Below are 15,572 nucleotides of genomic sequence, written 5' to 3'. Positions count from 1 at the left end.
GACGAATTACTTGATCAGGCTGAGGAATTCGCTGCGAGTCGCTGCATTTTCACGGAACTCACCGAGCATCACCGAAGTGATCATCGACGAGTTCTGCTTCTCGACACCGCGCATCATCATGCACATGTGCTTGGCCTCGATCACGACGGCAACGCCCAGGGCACCGGTGACCTGCAACACCGCGTCAGCGATCTGGCGACTGAGGTTTTCCTGAATCTGCAGGCGACGGGCGTACATGTCGACAATACGCGCAACCTTCGACAGGCCCAGCACCTTGCCGCTCGGGATATACGCAACGTGAGCCTTGCCGATAAACGGCAACAAGTGATGTTCGCACAGCGAGTACAACTCGATGTCCTTGACCAGCACCATTTCGCTGTTGTCGGAGCTGAACAGGGCACCGTTGGTGACCTCTTCAAGCGTCTGTTCGTAACCGCGGCAGAGGTACTGCATGGCTTTGGCGGCACGCTTTGGCGTGTCGAGCAGGCCCTCGCGGGAGACGTCCTCGCCCAATTGGCCGAGAATCGCGGTGTAATTCTGTTCCAGGGACATGAAACTACCTGTGGGGATTTTCGCAAAGAGCAAGGGTACGGTGGCGGACACGCCCCTGCAAGTTCGGTGTAACGCGATTATTCGTCGCGGCCTTCCATCATCGTGCGTTTGAGCATCACGTAAACCGCGCCGGCGCCGCCATGTTTGGCCTGGCACGAGCAGAAACCCAGCACTTGCGCGTGCTGGCGCAACCAGGTGTTGACGTGGCTTTTGATCATCGGCCGCTTGCCGTCCAGCCGCACAGCCTTGCCGTGGGTGACGCGCACGCAGCGAATTTCGAATTTGGTCGCTTCGGCGAGAAACGCCCATAGCGTTTCCCGGGCCTTTTCCACGTTCATGCCGTGCAGGTCGAGGCTGCCTTCGAACGGGATCTGCCCGACCTTGAGCTTGCGCATCTGACTTTCCTGAACCCCGTCCCGGGACCACATCAACTCGTCTTCCGGACCTACATCGATCACGAACTGATCCGACAGACCGTCAACGGTCGCCTGGTCGGTGCGCACGGTGGCCGATTGGCGCAGCTTGGCGATCTGTGCGCGGTCAGTCTTGGGTTTGCCGGTGTCGGCGCGATCGTGCTTGATCGGCTTGACGCCGCGCAGCTCGTTTTTGAACAGGGAAAAATCGTCGTCTTGCATATCAGCCTCCGCGAAGGGCGGCCAGTTTACCCAAGTCGAAACAAAACGGCCCGGCTAAAAGCCAGGCCGTCGATTCAGTCGTGTTTTTTCATCAGGTGCGGGGACATGTTCAGTTCCCTCGATTGCCGTGCGCGACGGCGGCAGCGACGCCACAGGGCGACACCGAAATACAGAAACAGCAAACCGACCGCCAGAATGATCGCCGAGCCCATGGGCGTGGCGTTCAAGTCACCGAGCGCCGGTGGGCGTCCCAGCAGGCTGGCAGCACCGGCCATCGCCAGCAGCACGCCAAACGTCGCCAGAATGGCGGCGAACGCTGCACCAAAACGAAAACGCCAGTTGCTTTGGCCCTTGGGCCGCAAGCGGCGTGCGTCAAATCCATCGGATAACTTCATTCCGACCTTCCTCAATGGGTATCGGCCCTTCGACCGGGAGTTGACCGGGTTGTTCCGGAGGCTATGGCATTTGCGGCAAATGAGAGGCTTTTGCAGATGAGCGGCGGCATGAGCCGCTCATCAAGCGGCGATCAGATCAGGTCTTGAGTCAAGGCGAGGGTGGCGAAGTTGTCGGCCATGATCGCCATTTCCGCCTCCTGCACGCGTTCGGCGCTCAGTACACGGCCCTTGAAGGGCAAGTCACGGGTGGCGCAGGCATCTTCAACCAGGGTGCAGCGGAAACCCAGGTTCTTCGCTGCACGCACGGTGGTACTGACGCTGGAATGGCTCATGAAGCCGCAAACGATCAGGTCCAGCGAGCCAAGGTTTTGCAGGCGATCGAGCAATTCGGTGCCGTGAAATGCGCTCGGCAGCAGTTTGCCGATGATGGTTTCGTCACCCTGCGGCTCGAGGCCGGGGATGAATTCGCCGCGTTCGCCTTGCGGGTCGAACAGGCCACCGACGGTGCCAAGGTGACGCACGTGCACGATAGGCCGACCGGCGGCACGGGCGGCGGCGACCACTTGTTTGATGTTTGCGACGGCCGCGTCCATGCCGCTCAGGGCCAGCGGGCCACTGAGATATTCTTTCTGGGCATCGATGATGACCACGGTCGCATGGCTCAGTGTGGCCGCTGCGTAACCGCGACCGCTGAGTTGAAACATCGTTTTTGGAACGGACATTCTGGGGCTCCTTGGGGTGGGGCTTTTGCGGCATTGTCCTCTGGCTGAGCGGTTCTGTGAATCGCTACCATCGTAGGCACCGTCGTTATTGGCCTGCAGCCTTGTCAAGTTACACGTTCTGTTCAATAGCTGATAAGAAAAACAGAACAGTCCTACGGTCGGCCCAGTGTTTTTCCTGCGTCGTCGCGGGGCGTTTTGGCTGGTAGAATCGCCAGTCGTTTTTTCTGGAGTTCTGCCCCGTGATCACTTCCCGACTTCGTACCCTGCGCGACCATATCCGTTGGGCCGTCAGCCGCTTCCATGGGGAGGATCTGTTTTTCGGCCATGGCACCGACAACGCGTGGGATGAAGCCCGCCAGTTGGTGCTCGGCGCTCTGCACCTGCCGTGGGAGATCGCCGACAGCTATCTGGACTGCGCGCTGGAAGACGATGAACTGGTTAATCTGCAACGCCTGCTCAAACGCCGCATCGAAGAGCGCATTCCAACCGCATACCTGTTGGGTGAAGCGTGGTTCTGCGGCATGTCCTTCATTGTCGATGAGCGTGTGTTGATTCCGCGTTCGCCGATTGGCGAGCTGATCGAAAACCGTTTTGCGCCGTGGATCGGCGATGAGCCGGCGCGAATTCTTGACCTGTGCACCGGCTCCGGTTGCATCGGTATCGCCTGCGCTTACGAGTTCCAGAACGCTGAAGTCGTGCTGGCAGACCTGTCGTTCGAAGCGCTGGAGGTGGCCAATCAGAACATCGAGCGTCACGGCGTCGATGAGCGCGTGTACACGGTGCAGGGCGATGGCTTTGATGGGTTGCCGGGTCAGCGTTTCGACCTGATCGTGTCGAACCCGCCTTACGTGGATGCCGAAGATTTCGCCGACATGCCGGACGAATATCAACACGAACCGGAGTTGGGCCTGGCCTGCGGTGATGACGGTCTGAACCTGGTACGACGGATGCTCGCCGAAGCGGCGGATCATTTGACCGAGAAGGGTTTGCTGATTGTTGAAGTCGGCAATAGCCAGGTGCACGTTGAGGCGCTGTACCCTGAAGTCGACTTTGCCTGGCTGGAATTCGCGCGCGGCGGGCATGGCGTGTTCATGCTGACCGCGGAGCAGTGCCGCGATCATCAGGCGCTGTTCGCTTCCCGCGTTTAACCCGCTAAAAGCTTCGTCGGAACGCCGCCGGGAGCAGGCTCGCTCCCACCTTTGGAATGCATTTTCCTGTGGGAGCGAGCCTGCTCGCGAATGGCTGCACCGCGGTATCAAGCCATCAGCGGTGCGTTGCAATCCAGATCAACAACCCCGCCTGAAACACCGCAAACGCCACCAGGCAAGTAATGGTGAACCGCAGCCCGGCGTCTTCGCGCTTGAACTTGCTGACCTTGTCTTCCTGCTTTTTGAGCTTCACTTCCTGCTCGGCCAGATTCTGCTCAGCCTGCTGCAGCATCTGCGCCGCTTCAAGAATTTCGACGACTTGCAGCTTTTCGCTGTTCCAGTCACCGAGCAAGTCTGCGACCTGCACCTCCTTGACGCTGCCCTTCAAATGCTGCGCATCGGCGTACGCCACGTCAAAACCATGCACGCGCAGGAAATGATCGCGACGCAGGCGAGTGTCCTCGTTCAACGCGTCCTTGTTGTTCAAGTCCATGCCGTCGACGGTGTAGGTGGGCCAGCGCTTTTTCGCCCAGTTGATGCCTTGCGCAGCGACGAAACGGCCGATGCCACGGTTCAACGGTTCGATCTGCAAGCCGCTGTCCGGGCCAAAATGCACACGCTTGGTGGTGTGATTGACCCAGACGTCGAGGTGATTCTGTTCTTTGCGCACGCGCTGGCCAGGCAGTTTGATCGCCATGCGCATCAGGCTTTGCTCTTTGCTGTGGCGCTCGGCGTAACCGAATTCGACAAAGCGCAGCGGCCGGCCACCGGTGTGGCGATCAGTCTGTAGCGGGGCCAGGCGGAGCATCTTGTGGTGCTCGGCGTGGACATCCGCCCACGGCAGCTCGACCGCTGGCGGTACGTCTTTTTCAGCGGTGGTGTCGGGTGAAGTCTGCGTATCAGTCATAACGGCGAGATCCTGTCCAAGCCCTGCTTGCCCCAGCGATTGCGCTGGCGACAAAGGCTTATCGGCCGTTTTCTTCAGGACTGGAGGGGTATCAGGCTGGAAAACTGCCTGAAACGCCCCCAGTTGAGGCTCAACGGGCGCGAAGTCCGTCAATAAAGTCGATGATTTGCGAACCGAGTTCTGCCGCCAGTGGCAAATTCGGGTCCTTATAGGAGGCCAGTTGCCGCTTCATGTCGTTGTGCACGATGCGCAACACATGGTTCATGCCCTCGATCACCACCAGCCTGGCGTCCGGTTTGGCAGCCTTGAGCAATTTCGCGTCTTCGGTACCGACCTGCATGTCATTGCTGCCCTGGACAATCAGCGCCGGCATTGGCAATTGCGCGAACGCTTTCGCGGGATCCTGACGGAACAGCGAAATCAGGTACGGCTGCACGCTTGGACGGAATATCACTTGCAGTTGCCCCGGCACGTTGTCATCGACGTGACCGGCCTTGAGGCTGTCGAGCAGTTCATTGCTGCGCATCATCAAGGGCGGCGGCAGACTGCGGGCCAGTTGTTCACGAATCACCTGATCGACCGGTCGGGCACTGCCGGACAAGGAAATCACCGCTGCTGCGTCTACCTTTGGCGCAGCGAGGGTGGCGATCAGCGCGCCTTCACTGTGCCCGAGCAGAATCAGTTGGCCGAAACGCGGATCCGCCTTGAGCTTTTGTCCCCACGCCACCGCGTCTGCCGCGTAAGCCTCGACTGACAGATTGCGCTCATCCGGCGTGGCCGCCAGGCTCGCAGCCACGCCGCGCTTGTCGTAACGCACGCTGGCGATGTTGTGTTTGGCCAGCACCCAGGCCAGCCGTTTGAGGCTGTCGTTGCGTCCGCCGTCGGGGTTGTTTCCGTCACGATCCGTAGGACCTGAGCCAGAAATGATCAGGACAACCGGTACAGGCTTGTCGGATTTTGGCAGCAACAGCGAGCCGAAAAGTTCGCCGCTGCCGGTGTCCAGAGACATCGGGCGCTGTAGGACAGTCGCCTGGGCAAAGCCAGTAAAGAGGGTAAGACTCAAGATCAGAACTCGCAGCATCATCACGCCATCATTCGCCAAGATGCCGGTTGGACTCGCCAGCACCACTAAGGTTCGAGGATGAACTACTCGGTTAGCCTGCGTATACTGGCGCGCATTACGAATTTGGGTTTGATTTCACGGAGCGTCCTGCATGTCCGGCAATACCTACGGCAAGTTGTTCTCTGTCACCACCGCTGGCGAAAGCCATGGTCCGGCGTTGGTCGCCATTGTTGACGGCTGCCCGCCGGGCCTGGAGATCTCTGTCGAAGACTTGCAGCGCGACCTTGATCGCCGCAAGCCCGGCACCAGCCGCCACACCACCCAGCGCCAGGAGCCCGACGAAGTCGAAATCCTTTCCGGCGTGTTCGAGGGGCGCACCACCGGTTGCTCGATTGGCCTGCTGATCCGCAACACCGACCAGAAGTCCAAGGACTACTCGGCGATCAAGGATCTGTTCCGCCCGGCCCACGCCGACTACACCTACCACCACAAATACGGCGAGCGCGATTACCGTGGCGGTGGGCGCAGTTCGGCGCGCGAGACTGCGATGCGCGTGGCGGCGGGTGCGATTGCGAAGAAATTCCTCGCCACTCAGGGCATCGTCATTCGTGGCTACATGAGCCAGCTCGGCCCGATCGAAATCCCGTTCAAGACCTGGGATTCGGTTGAGCAGAACGCTTTCTTCAGCCCCGACCCGGACAAAGTCCCCGAGCTGGAAGCCTACATGGACCAGTTGCGCCGTGATCAGGACTCGGTCGGAGCGAAAATCACCGTGGTCGCCGAAGGTGTGATGCCGGGTCTGGGCGAGCCGATTTTCGATCGTCTCGACGCCGAACTGGCCCACGCGCTGATGAGCATCAATGCGGTCAAAGGCGTGGAAATCGGCGCCGGTTTCGCCTGCGTTGCCCAGCGCGGCACCGAGCATCGCGATGAAATGACACCGCAAGGTTTCCTCAGCAACAACGCTGGCGGCATCCTCGGCGGTATCTCGTCCGGTCAGCCGATTGTTGCGCATCTGGCGTTGAAACCGACGTCGAGCATCACCACCCCGGGCCGTTCGATTGATGTCGATGGCAACCCGGTCGATGTCATCACCAAGGGCCGTCACGACCCTTGCGTGGGGATCCGCGCCACGCCGATTGCCGAGGCGATGATGGCCATCGTGTTGATGGATCACCTGTTGCGTCACCGTGGGCAGAACGCCGATGTGCACGTGAGCACGCCGGTGCTGCGTCAGCTTTGATGGCAGATATCAAAGCCACTGCGGCTTGACGGGCGTGGCGGCGCTTCCTTACTGGCGGCTGTCCAGTTTTTATCTGTTCTATTTCGCCTTGCTCGGTTCGACGGCGCCGTTTCTGGCGCTGTACTTCGATCACCTCGGGTTCAGCGCCGCGCGCATCGGCGAACTGGTGGCAATCCCGATGTTGATGCGCTGTGTGGCGCCGAACATCTGGGGCTGGCTGGGCGACTACACCGGCAGACGCCTGGCCATCGTACGTTTCGGCGCGGTGTGCACGTTGCTCACCTTCTCGTTGATTTTCGTCAGCAAGAGCTATGCCTGGCTGGCGATGGTCATGGCGCTGCATGCGTTCTTCTGGCATGCGGTGTTGCCGCAGTTCGAAGTCATTACGCTGGCGCATCTGCAGGGCCAGACCTCGCGTTACAGTCAGATCCGCCTGTGGGGCTCGATTGGTTTCATTATCACCGTGGTCGCTTTGGGGCGCCTGTTCGAATGGCTCAGCCTCGACATCTACCCAGCGGCGCTGGTGTTGATCATGGTCGGCATTGTCGTCAGCAGCTTGTGGGTGCCGAACGCGCAACCGGCGCAGGGCAACCGACCGGGCGGGGAGGGCTTTCTCAAACAATTGCGCAGCCCCGGTGTGTTGGCGTTTTACGGCTGCGTGGCGCTGATGCAAATGAGCCACGGCCCGTATTACACGTTTTTGACGTTGCACCTGGAGAAACTCGGTTACACACGGGGCGTGATCGGCATGCTCTGGGCAGTCGGTGTGGTCGCCGAGGTGCTGATGTTCATGGCCATGAGCCGGATTCTGGCGCGGTTCTCAGTACGCCGGGTGCTGCTGGCCAGTTTTCTGCTGGCGGCCTTGCGCTGGTTACTGCTAGGTTCGTTCGCCGAGTTTCTCTGGGTGCTGCTGTTCGCACAGATTCTCCATGCGGCGACCTTCGGCAGTTTTCACGCCGCTGCCATCCAGTTCGTGCAACGTAGCTTCGGTGCGCGCCAACAGGGGCAGGGGCAGGCGCTGTATGCGGCGCTGGCCGGCACCGGCGGGGCGTTGGGCGCGTTGTATTCCGGCTACAGCTGGAATGCCCTCGGGGCGACATTGACCTTTAGTATTGCCAGTCTCGCGGCGCTTGCTGCTGCCGTTATCATTGCCACACGTATGCAAGAGGACAGGCCATGAGCCTTACGCGTGAACAACTCGCCCAGCAAATCGTCGACGCCGGGCGTTTCCTTTACGGCCGCGGCTGGTCGCCGGCCACCAGCAGCAATTATTCGACGCGCCTGTCGGCCAGCGAAGCGTTGTTGACCGTGTCCGGCAAGCACAAGGGCCAGTTGGGTGTGGACGATGTGCTCGCCACCGACCTTGCCGGTAACAGCCTGGAACCGGGCAAAAAACCGTCCGCCGAAACTCTGCTGCACACCCAGCTCTACCGCTGGCGCCCGGAGATCGGTGCGGTGCTGCACACTCACTCGGTCAATGCCACGGTGCTGTCGCGCCTGACCCCGCAAGACTTTATCGAGTTCGAAGACTACGAACTGCAAAAAGCCTTCAGCGGCATCTCGACCCATGAGTCCCGGGTGCGCGTGCCGATTTTCGACAACGACCAGGACATTGCGCGGCTCGCCGCCAAGGTGCAGCCTTGGCTCGACGCCCATCCCGATTGCGTCGGTTATCTGATTCGCGGTCACGGCCTCTACACCTGGGGCGCGCAGATGAACGACGCGTTGCGCCAGATCGAAGCCTTTGAATTCCTGTTTGAATGCGAGTTGAAAACCCGCAGCGTCATGAACCGCCAGGGCTGACTTCACCCGAAGTCGCCCATTTGCCTGATGAAATGCTGTGCCCGACCGGTCTGCAAGAACCGGACGGCAAGGCCGATACCGAGGAATTGCCCCAATGAGCAGCCTGTCCGTCTATCACGTTTCCAGCCCTGACATTCCGAACAAGGTGCTGACCCATTTCGAAGACATCGCCTCGACTCTGGCCGAGCAGGGTGTGCGCTTCGACCGCTGGCAAGCCACCGCGAAGATCCAGCCCGGCGCCACGCAGGAAGAGGTGATCAGCGCTTACCAGGAACAGATCGACAAACTGATGACCGAGCGCGGTTATGTCACCGTCGACGTCATCAGCCTCAACAGCGACCACCCGCAAAAAGCCGAACTGCGCGCCAAGTTCCTCGAAGAACACCGCCATGGTGAAGACGAAGTCAGATTTTTCGTCGCCGGTCGTGGGCTGTTTACCCTGCACATCGACGATTACGTGTACGCCGTACTCTGCGAGAAGAACGATCTGATCTCCGTTCCAGCTGGCACCAAGCACTGGTTCGACATGGGCGAACATCCGCACTTTGTCGCGATCCGTCTGTTTAACAACCCGGACGGCTGGGTTGCCAATTTCACCGGCGAAGACATCGCCGGCCGATTCCCGCGTCTGGAGGACTGAGCCCATGTCGATCAAAGTCATCCTCACCGACATCGAAGGCACCACCAGTGCCGTCAGTTTCGTCTTCGACGTACTGTTTCCGTACGCGGCCAGACACCTGCCGGACTTCGTGCGCCAGAACGCTGAGCGTGCCGATGTCGCAGAGCAACTCGACGCCGTACGCCGTGACAGCCATGAGCCGCAGGCCGACGTTGAACGGGTTGTTGAAATCCTTTTGAGCTGGATTGCCGAAGACCGTAAAGCCACGCCGCTTAAAGCGTTGCAAGGCATGGTCTGGGAGCAGGGTTATCAGGCCGGGCAGTTGAAAGGTCATGTTTATGCGGATGCTGTTGAAGCACTTCAACGCTGGCACGCGGCCGGTTATCAACTGTTTGTGTACTCGTCGGGCTCGATCCAGGCGCAGAAACTGATCTTCGGCTGTTCGGAAGCAGGTGATCTGACGCCGCTGTTCAGCGGCTATTTCGACACCACGTCGGGACCGAAACGAGAGGCGCAGTCTTACACGAACATTCAACAGGCGATCGCGGTTGAACCTGCGCAGATCCTGTTTCTGTCGGACATTGTCGAAGAGCTCGATGCCGCTCAGTCAGCAGGCCTGAAAACCTGCGGTCTGGCCCGCGATGGCGGAGAGCTGGCGGGCCACGTTACCGTCGACAGCTTCACCGGCATCGAACCGGAAGCGTTCTAACGTCTGGCAAAAACCTGGATAAAATCGGGGCACAAAAAACAGGCCGTGAAGCGAAAGCTCCACGGCCTGTTTTGTTTAACGAGTTCTTAAGCGTTTACAGCGAGTGATACGTCGGCAGGGCAAAGCGCTGCTGGCTCTGCAGCATCGCAATCTGCGGCAACTCGCTGGCCTGTTCGGCCAGGTCACGGCGAATCGCACTGATTGCCCACGACAGTTGGTCGCCGGCATGCAGTTGCTGGTACGACAGTGCACGTTTGAACACTTTGCCGTCGGCACTGCGCAGGGTCAGCAAAATCCCGCCATCGGGACGCGGCGAGGTGGTGACGTCGAAGTTGGAGAACAGGGAGGTAAATTTTTCTTGAATCAGGCTCATGTTTTTCAGCTCCGTATGCACTTGAATGGCAAGCATGCATAGGAGGTTGCAGTGATTGTGCCAGCACCGGATAAAAATAAAACCGTTATAAATCAAAAGGTTAAAAACAATAAGATTTTAAGGTGTCGTGCAAACTGCATGAATGGCCATCGTGCATCCTGCATTTTGCGGGATCATTGAGCAATTAACGGAACCAAACCGGCTTTTCTGAATCATCGACATCGCCGCCGCCCGGGCGGATACAAAACATTGCAAAAACCGCGTGTACAGCCTCAGAAGCGCTGACGTACTTTCAGTCTCGACCCTCGCTCGAACGCGGCGGTTGCATCAGCCCGACAATAAAAAACATCGGCCACCACACCAAGGTCGAACGGGGAGCTTCCATGAGTCACGCGCCAAGCGACACGATTACCTGGGGCATGATGCTCCGCAAGTTGCCGATGATTGCCAAGGCCATTCCCCGAGTGGTCAAGGGCATGAAGGTCGCCAACGTCACGGATCCGACCCAAAGCTGTGGCCTTGGCTGGACGTTCGAACAAGCGACTCTGCGCAACCCCGATGGCCCGGCGCTATTGCAGGGCGAGGTTTCGCTGAGCTATTCGCAGGTCAACCAGTGGGCCAATCGCATCGCCCACTATCTGAGCGAGCAGGGCATCGGCAAGGGCGATGTGGTCGCGGTTTTTATCGAGAATCGCCCGGAGTTGCTGGTGACGATTCTGGCACTGGCCAAGCTCGGTGCCGTCAGCGCGCTGCTCAATACTTCGCTGACCCGTGACACGCTGATTCACAGCGTGAACCTGGTGGCGCCGGTGGCGATTGTGGTCGGCGAAGAGCTGCTGCCGGCGTTCGCTGCGGTGCGCGATCAGGTCTCGATTGCGCCGCAGCGCAGCTGGTTTGTTGCCGATCAGGACACCTGCAATCACCCAGGCATTGCGCCTGAAGGCTACGTCAACCTGATCAGCGCCAGTGTCGATGCCGCCAGTGAAAATCCGCCAAGCAGCCAACAGGTATTTTTCGACGACCCGTGTTTCTACATCTACACCTCCGGCACCACCGGCCTGCCCAAGGCCGGGGTGTTCAAGCACGGTAGGTGGATGCGCAGTTCGACCAGCTTCGGCATGATCGCGCTGAACATGCGCCCCGACGATGTCGTCTACTGCACCTTGCCGCTGTACCACGCCACGGGTTTGTGTGTGTGCTGGGGCTCGGCGATCAATGGCGCATCGGGTTTTGCGATACGCCGTAAATTCAGCGCCAGTCAGTTTTGGAGCGACGTGCGCCGCTATCGCGCGACCACCATTGGTTACGTCGGTGAGTTGTGCCGCTATCTGGTCGATCAACCGGCCAGCGCCGACGACAACCGTCACGGCGTGCGCAAGATGATCGGCAACGGCTTGCGCCCCGGCGCCTGGGCCGAGTTCAAGACACGCTTCGCCGTCGAGCACATCTGCGAACTGTATGCGGCGAGCGACGGCAATATCGGATTCACCAATATTCTCAACTTCGACAACACCATCGGTTTTTCGCTGATGGCCTGGGAGCTGGTGGCGTACGACCATGACAGCGGCGAGCCGGTGCGCAGTGCTGACGGTTTCATGCGCAAGGTCGGCAAGGGCGAGCAGGGCTTGTTGTTGGCGCGGATCGACGAAAAGGCGCCACTGGACGGTTATACCGATCCACAGAAGACCGCCAAGGTTGTGCTGCACGATGTGTTTAGCCAAGGCGATCGCTTTTTCAACACCGGCGACCTGCTGCGCAACATCGGTTTCGGGCATGCCCAGTTTGTTGATCGCCTCGGCGATACCTACCGCTGGAAGGGCGAAAACGTCTCCACCACAGAAGTCGAAAACCTGCTGCTGCAACATCCGCATATTTGCGAAGCAGTGGCGTATGGCGTGGAAATCCACAACACCAACGGGCGCGCCGGAATGGCGGCGATTACCCCGGCTGAATCCTTGGCGACGCTGGATTTCGCCGAATTGCTGGCATTCGCCCGGCAACGCCTGCCGGCCTATGCGGTGCCGTTGTTTTTGCGGGTGAAAGTAAAAATGGAAACCACCGCCACCTTCAAATATCAGAAAACGCGCCTGAAAACCGAAGGCTTCGACCCAGGCCAGACAGGCGACGATCCGATATTCGCCTGGCTGCCCGGCACGCAAACCTATGTGCAAGTTACCGATGAAGTGTTGGCTGAAATTAATCAGGGCAAATACCGTTATTGATTCTGGCTATGGGAGATTTTCAGAAAAAGGGGGTGACAGCTATCGTCTGGCTCGGGAAACTGTCGACTTTTCAGATTGCCCAAGTGGAGTTGCCCCATGTCCGACCAAAGCCGCCAGATGACCCCTGAGGAAGCTGCCGAATTCACCGAGCAGGTTTTCAACAAGGCGCGCGACGGTGATGCACTGATGCTCGATCGACTGGTCAGCGCCGGTTTGCCGGTGAACCTGAAAAACAGCAAGGGCGATACCTTGCTGATGCTTGCCAGCTATTACGGCCATGTCGATGCCGTGCAGGTGCTGCTTAAACACAACGCTGATCCCGAGTTGCGCAATGCCAACGGCCAGAGCCCGATTGCGGGTGCGGCGTTCAAGGGCGATCTTGCGGTGGTCAAGGCACTGGTTGAAGCGGGCGCGGAAATCGAAGGCTCGTCCTTTGATGGCCGGACTGCGCTGATGATGGCGGCGATGTTCAACCGTGTTGAAATCGTTGACTACCTGATCAGCAAGGGCGCCGACCCGAAAGCCAAGGATGCCAATGGCGTTACTGCGCTCGACGCTGCCCGGACCATGGGTGCAGTGGATACCACGGCGCAGCTGGATAAATTACTGGGCTGACGATCTTTTACTTTGTGCGCTATCCTCCGCGCCCTCAAAAACCCTCTTCGCCACAGGATCCGCCCTCATGAAAGCCGCGCTCGTCGAACTCATCAGCAAAATCAGCTCCGGCTGCATGGGCGAGGACGAGATCCTGAAGGTGGCCGACGAGGCCGCGCAGGCCTACGCCGATGCCGACGCTTTTCTGGCTGCCAACCCGGACATCAACTACGACGACACTTTCCCGATCGCACTGGGTGAGTGGGTTGTGGTCGGCAGCCTGCCGGAAACCGTGTTGTTCCAGGCTGACACCTACGTCGACCTGTTCGCACAGATCGTCGCCTCGTTCGGCCCGACCGTGGACTTCAACCTCAAGCCCAAGCAACTGGCCAAAACCGAAGCGCTGACCGCCCTCAACCGCATTCAGGTGCAGATGAGCAGCCTGAACAAGGAAAACGGCGGTTACACGCTGATGAACTTCAGCCAGTTGCTCGACGATGAGCTGCAAGTGGTGCTGGTCTACGGCAACGACGTGCCGCGCGTCCTCGAGTTGTGCGCACAAATTGGCATCGCCGCTGCGCCTTCGCTGGAAGCCTTGAAGGTCGCCGTTCACGTTTGAGCACAATAAAAGGGAACCCTGCACGCGACCGTCTATCCTAAAAGTGCATGCCACTATTCTGGAGCGACACCATGGGTTCCACGTTCAACGGTCTGATTGGCCTGATCATTCTTGCGCTCGATATCTGGGCCATCATCAATGTGCTGAAAAGCGGCGTCTCCACCGGGATGAAAATCGTCTGGGTGCTGCTGATCATCCTCCTGCCAGTGCTGGGCCTGATCATCTGGGCAATCGCCGGGCCGCGAGGCAACGTCCGGATCTGACCGCTACATTCGAAACCATCCCGAAACCTGTGGGAGCGGGCTTGCCAGCGATGGATCACTGCGGTGTCACTGACACACCGAGTTGACCCTGTCGCTGGCAAGCCAGCTCGCGCAAGGTTCTGTGGTTTGCAGATGAAGTGAGGTTCGACCTGTCATCTTCGGCAACGTAGAATGCGCGCCTTTCCCGGGCAATCGTCTCCACGATCCAGGCCCGCGCATTCATCCGGAGCACTGACCATGACCGTCACCAAAACCAGCGAATACCTGGAAACCCTGTACGAAGGCTACGGCCAGCGTTTTCGCATGGAAAAACTGCTGCACGAAGTGCGCACCGAACACCAGCACCTGGTGATCTTCCAGAACCCGCGCATGGGCCGTGTAATGGCGCTTGACGGTGTGATCCAGACCACCGAAGCCGACGAATTCATCTACCACGAAATGCTCACCCATGTACCGATCCTCGCCCATGGCGCCGCCAAGCGCGTGCTGATCATCGGTGGTGGTGACGGTGGCATGCTGCGCGAAGTGACCAAGCACGCTGGCGTCGAGCACATCACCATGGTCGAGATCGACGGCACCGTGGTCGAGATGTGCAAAGAGTTTCTGCCGGAGCATTCCAAGGGTGCCTACGACGATCCACGGTTGAACCTGGTGATCGATGACGGCATGCGCTTCGTCGCCACTACCACCGAAAAATTCGACGTGATCATTTCCGACTCCACCGACCCGATCGGTCCGGGCGAAGTGCTGTTCTCGGAAAACTTCTACCAGGCCTGCCACCGTTGCCTGAACGAAGGCGGCATCCTCGTGACCCAGAACGGCACGCCGTTCATGCAGATCGAAGAAGTCAAAACCACTGCCGGCCGCCTGCGCAGCCTGTTCCCGAACTGGCATTTCTATCAAGCGGCGGTGCCGACCTACATCGGCGGTTCGATGACCTTCGCCTGGGGCTCGACCAACACGTCGTACCGCAAGCTGAGCCGCGAAACGCTGCAACAGCGCTTCATCGGCAGCGGCATCGTCACCCGCTACTACAACCCGGAAATCCACATCGGCGCGTTTGCAATGCCTCAATACGTATTGCAGGCGATCAACAAGCCAAGCAACGACTAATAGAACACGGCAAAACCCGTGTGGGAGCGAGCCTGCTCGCGAAAGCGTACTGTCAGCCAACACTTTTGCTGGATGGACAATCGCCTTCGCGAGCAGGCTCGCTCCCACAACAGCTTATCTGCACCGTCAATGATGTTTTTTCAGGTCGCGCGCTGCATCCTTTTGAACGATCAATCACGCCGAAAGTCGAGATAGAGGTAAGCCCATTTGCGGGTTTGATCGAGGAGGCTCCGATGCAAAAGTGGAAAGTCACTTTCGTGGATGATCATGGTGAATCAGTCGACGAAGTCTTCGAGTGCGAGGAATGCCCGAATCACGAGCACGCCGCCAAACTCATCAAGGAACGGTTCCTGCCCGTCGCTGCCGAACTGGATCTGAACGATCTGGAAGGGCGTACGCCCGATGCGGCCGTCAAAAGCCTCAAAACCCAGAACAGTATAGAAATCCTCAGCATCACTCCCGTCTGAAAATTTCCTGTCACTTCAATCACCAGGCCTTGGCAGCGGCTCTATCTTGGGGCTACTCTGCAAGCGAGATCAGCGAATGGATCGCTAAGGTCTGGTCTTGTCAGCTACATGCTTGTTTCCCGCAG

19 protein-coding genes are annotated in these 15,572 nt (G+C 59.1%); 12 read left to right on the top strand and 7 right to left on the bottom strand.

From position 1 onward, the window contains the following. Nucleotides 1–6 precede the first annotated feature (6 nt). The 4 genes from folE to AB4P91_RS24070 all read right to left on the bottom strand — a co-directional run bounded on the left by folE (nucleotide 7) and on the right by AB4P91_RS24070 (nucleotide 2,304). Nucleotides 7–552: a GTP cyclohydrolase I FolE gene (gene folE, locus AB4P91_RS24085; protein ID WP_003236739.1), complete on the bottom strand. Its 546-nt coding sequence runs from the start codon at nucleotides 550–552 to the stop codon at nucleotides 7–9. Nucleotides 553–629: 77 nt separating this feature from the next. Then, nucleotides 630–1,187: a Smr/MutS family protein gene (locus AB4P91_RS24080; RefSeq protein ID WP_042558443.1), complete on the bottom strand. Its 558-nt coding sequence runs from the start codon at nucleotides 1,185–1,187 to the stop codon at nucleotides 630–632. 74 nt (nucleotides 1,188–1,261) lie between these two features. Then, entirely contained in the window at nucleotides 1,262–1,582 is a 321-nt protein-coding gene (locus AB4P91_RS24075; RefSeq protein WP_042558444.1) for a hypothetical protein, read from the bottom strand. 131 nt (nucleotides 1,583–1,713) lie between these two features. After that, a complete protein-coding gene (locus AB4P91_RS24070; RefSeq protein WP_008080919.1) occupies nucleotides 1,714–2,304 on the bottom strand; it encodes a cysteine hydrolase family protein in 591 nt (196 codons plus the stop codon). Between the two features lie 239 nt (nucleotides 2,305–2,543). On the opposite strand from AB4P91_RS24070, the gene prmB reads away from it, so the two are divergent. Then, complete coding sequence (gene prmB / locus AB4P91_RS24065; RefSeq protein WP_150595623.1) at nucleotides 2,544–3,452, top strand: 50S ribosomal protein L3 N(5)-glutamine methyltransferase; 909 nt, start codon at nucleotides 2,544–2,546, stop codon at nucleotides 3,450–3,452. Nucleotides 3,453–3,567: 115 nt separating this feature from the next. Here the strand turns inward: prmB and AB4P91_RS24060 are convergent, their stop codons facing one another. Together AB4P91_RS24060 and AB4P91_RS24055 are read right to left on the bottom strand one after the other, a co-directional pair. Beyond that, nucleotides 3,568–4,359: a hypothetical protein gene (locus tag AB4P91_RS24060; protein WP_150595624.1), complete on the bottom strand. Its 792-nt coding sequence runs from the start codon at nucleotides 4,357–4,359 to the stop codon at nucleotides 3,568–3,570. A gap of 130 nt (nucleotides 4,360–4,489) precedes the next feature. Further along, nucleotides 4,490–5,443: an alpha/beta hydrolase gene (locus AB4P91_RS24055; protein WP_395603854.1), complete on the bottom strand. Its 954-nt coding sequence runs from the start codon at nucleotides 5,441–5,443 to the stop codon at nucleotides 4,490–4,492. Nucleotides 5,444–5,573: 130 nt separating this feature from the next. Here AB4P91_RS24055 and aroC point away from each other — a divergent pair, with 130 nt between their 5' ends. The 5 genes from aroC (at nucleotide 5,574) to mtnC (ending at nucleotide 9,796) form a co-directional block, all read left to right on the top strand. Next, on the top strand, nucleotides 5,574–6,665 hold the full coding sequence (gene aroC / locus AB4P91_RS24050) for a chorismate synthase (protein ID WP_395603853.1): 1,092 nt from the start codon (nucleotides 5,574–5,576) through the stop codon (nucleotides 6,663–6,665). A 34-nt stretch (nucleotides 6,666–6,699) separates the two neighbouring features. Next, nucleotides 6,700–7,845: an MFS transporter gene (locus tag AB4P91_RS24045; RefSeq protein WP_150596958.1), complete on the top strand. Its 1,146-nt coding sequence runs from the start codon at nucleotides 6,700–6,702 to the stop codon at nucleotides 7,843–7,845. Next, entirely contained in the window at nucleotides 7,842–8,468 is a 627-nt protein-coding gene (locus AB4P91_RS24040) for a methylthioribulose 1-phosphate dehydratase (protein WP_150595627.1), read from the top strand. The genes AB4P91_RS24045 and AB4P91_RS24040 overlap by 4 nt, the downstream gene beginning before the upstream one ends. Before the next feature lie 94 nt (nucleotides 8,469–8,562). Further along, the gene (locus tag AB4P91_RS24035; protein WP_042558451.1) at nucleotides 8,563–9,108 is read left to right on the top strand and encodes an acireductone dioxygenase; all 546 of its coding nucleotides are present in this window, start codon (nucleotides 8,563–8,565) and stop codon (nucleotides 9,106–9,108) included. A gap of 4 nt (nucleotides 9,109–9,112) precedes the next feature. Continuing rightward, nucleotides 9,113–9,796 carry an acireductone synthase gene (mtnC, locus tag AB4P91_RS24030; protein ID WP_150595628.1) on the top strand — a complete coding sequence of 228 codons (684 nt, stop codon included), beginning with the start codon at nucleotides 9,113–9,115 and terminating at the stop codon, nucleotides 9,794–9,796. Between the two features lie 94 nt (nucleotides 9,797–9,890). Here the strand turns inward: mtnC and AB4P91_RS24025 are convergent, their stop codons facing one another. Further along, complete coding sequence (locus AB4P91_RS24025) at nucleotides 9,891–10,169, bottom strand: DUF3509 domain-containing protein (protein ID WP_042558453.1); 279 nt, start codon at nucleotides 10,167–10,169, stop codon at nucleotides 9,891–9,893. A gap of 383 nt (nucleotides 10,170–10,552) precedes the next feature. On the opposite strand from AB4P91_RS24025, the gene AB4P91_RS24020 reads away from it, so the two are divergent. From AB4P91_RS24020 to AB4P91_RS23995, 6 genes are all read left to right on the top strand, one after another. Beyond that, complete coding sequence (locus AB4P91_RS24020) at nucleotides 10,553–12,391, top strand: long-chain-acyl-CoA synthetase (RefSeq protein ID WP_395603852.1); 1,839 nt, start codon at nucleotides 10,553–10,555, stop codon at nucleotides 12,389–12,391. Between the two features lie 96 nt (nucleotides 12,392–12,487). Next, complete coding sequence (locus tag AB4P91_RS24015) at nucleotides 12,488–13,006, top strand: ankyrin repeat domain-containing protein (RefSeq protein ID WP_150595630.1); 519 nt, start codon at nucleotides 12,488–12,490, stop codon at nucleotides 13,004–13,006. Nucleotides 13,007–13,073: 67 nt separating this feature from the next. Next, nucleotides 13,074–13,604: a hypothetical protein gene (locus AB4P91_RS24010; protein WP_150596954.1), complete on the top strand. Its 531-nt coding sequence runs from the start codon at nucleotides 13,074–13,076 to the stop codon at nucleotides 13,602–13,604. A gap of 71 nt (nucleotides 13,605–13,675) precedes the next feature. Continuing rightward, entirely contained in the window at nucleotides 13,676–13,867 is a 192-nt protein-coding gene (locus tag AB4P91_RS24005; RefSeq protein WP_042558457.1) for a PLDc N-terminal domain-containing protein, read from the top strand. A 237-nt stretch (nucleotides 13,868–14,104) separates the two neighbouring features. After that, nucleotides 14,105–14,980 (top strand): polyamine aminopropyltransferase, encoded by an 876-nt coding sequence (gene speE, locus AB4P91_RS24000; protein ID WP_395603851.1) that lies wholly within the window; start codon nucleotides 14,105–14,107, stop codon nucleotides 14,978–14,980. 233 nt (nucleotides 14,981–15,213) lie between these two features. Continuing rightward, on the top strand, nucleotides 15,214–15,447 hold the full coding sequence (locus AB4P91_RS23995) for a hypothetical protein (RefSeq protein ID WP_150595632.1): 234 nt from the start codon (nucleotides 15,214–15,216) through the stop codon (nucleotides 15,445–15,447). Nucleotides 15,448–15,572 lie beyond the last annotated feature (125 nt).

The sequence above is a fragment of the Pseudomonas sp. B21128 genome (assembly GCF_044218865.1).
Lineage (GTDB): Bacteria > Pseudomonadota > Gammaproteobacteria > Pseudomonadales > Pseudomonadaceae > Aquipseudomonas > Aquipseudomonas iridis.
This window is presented reverse-complemented; position numbering and strand designations above follow the sequence as displayed.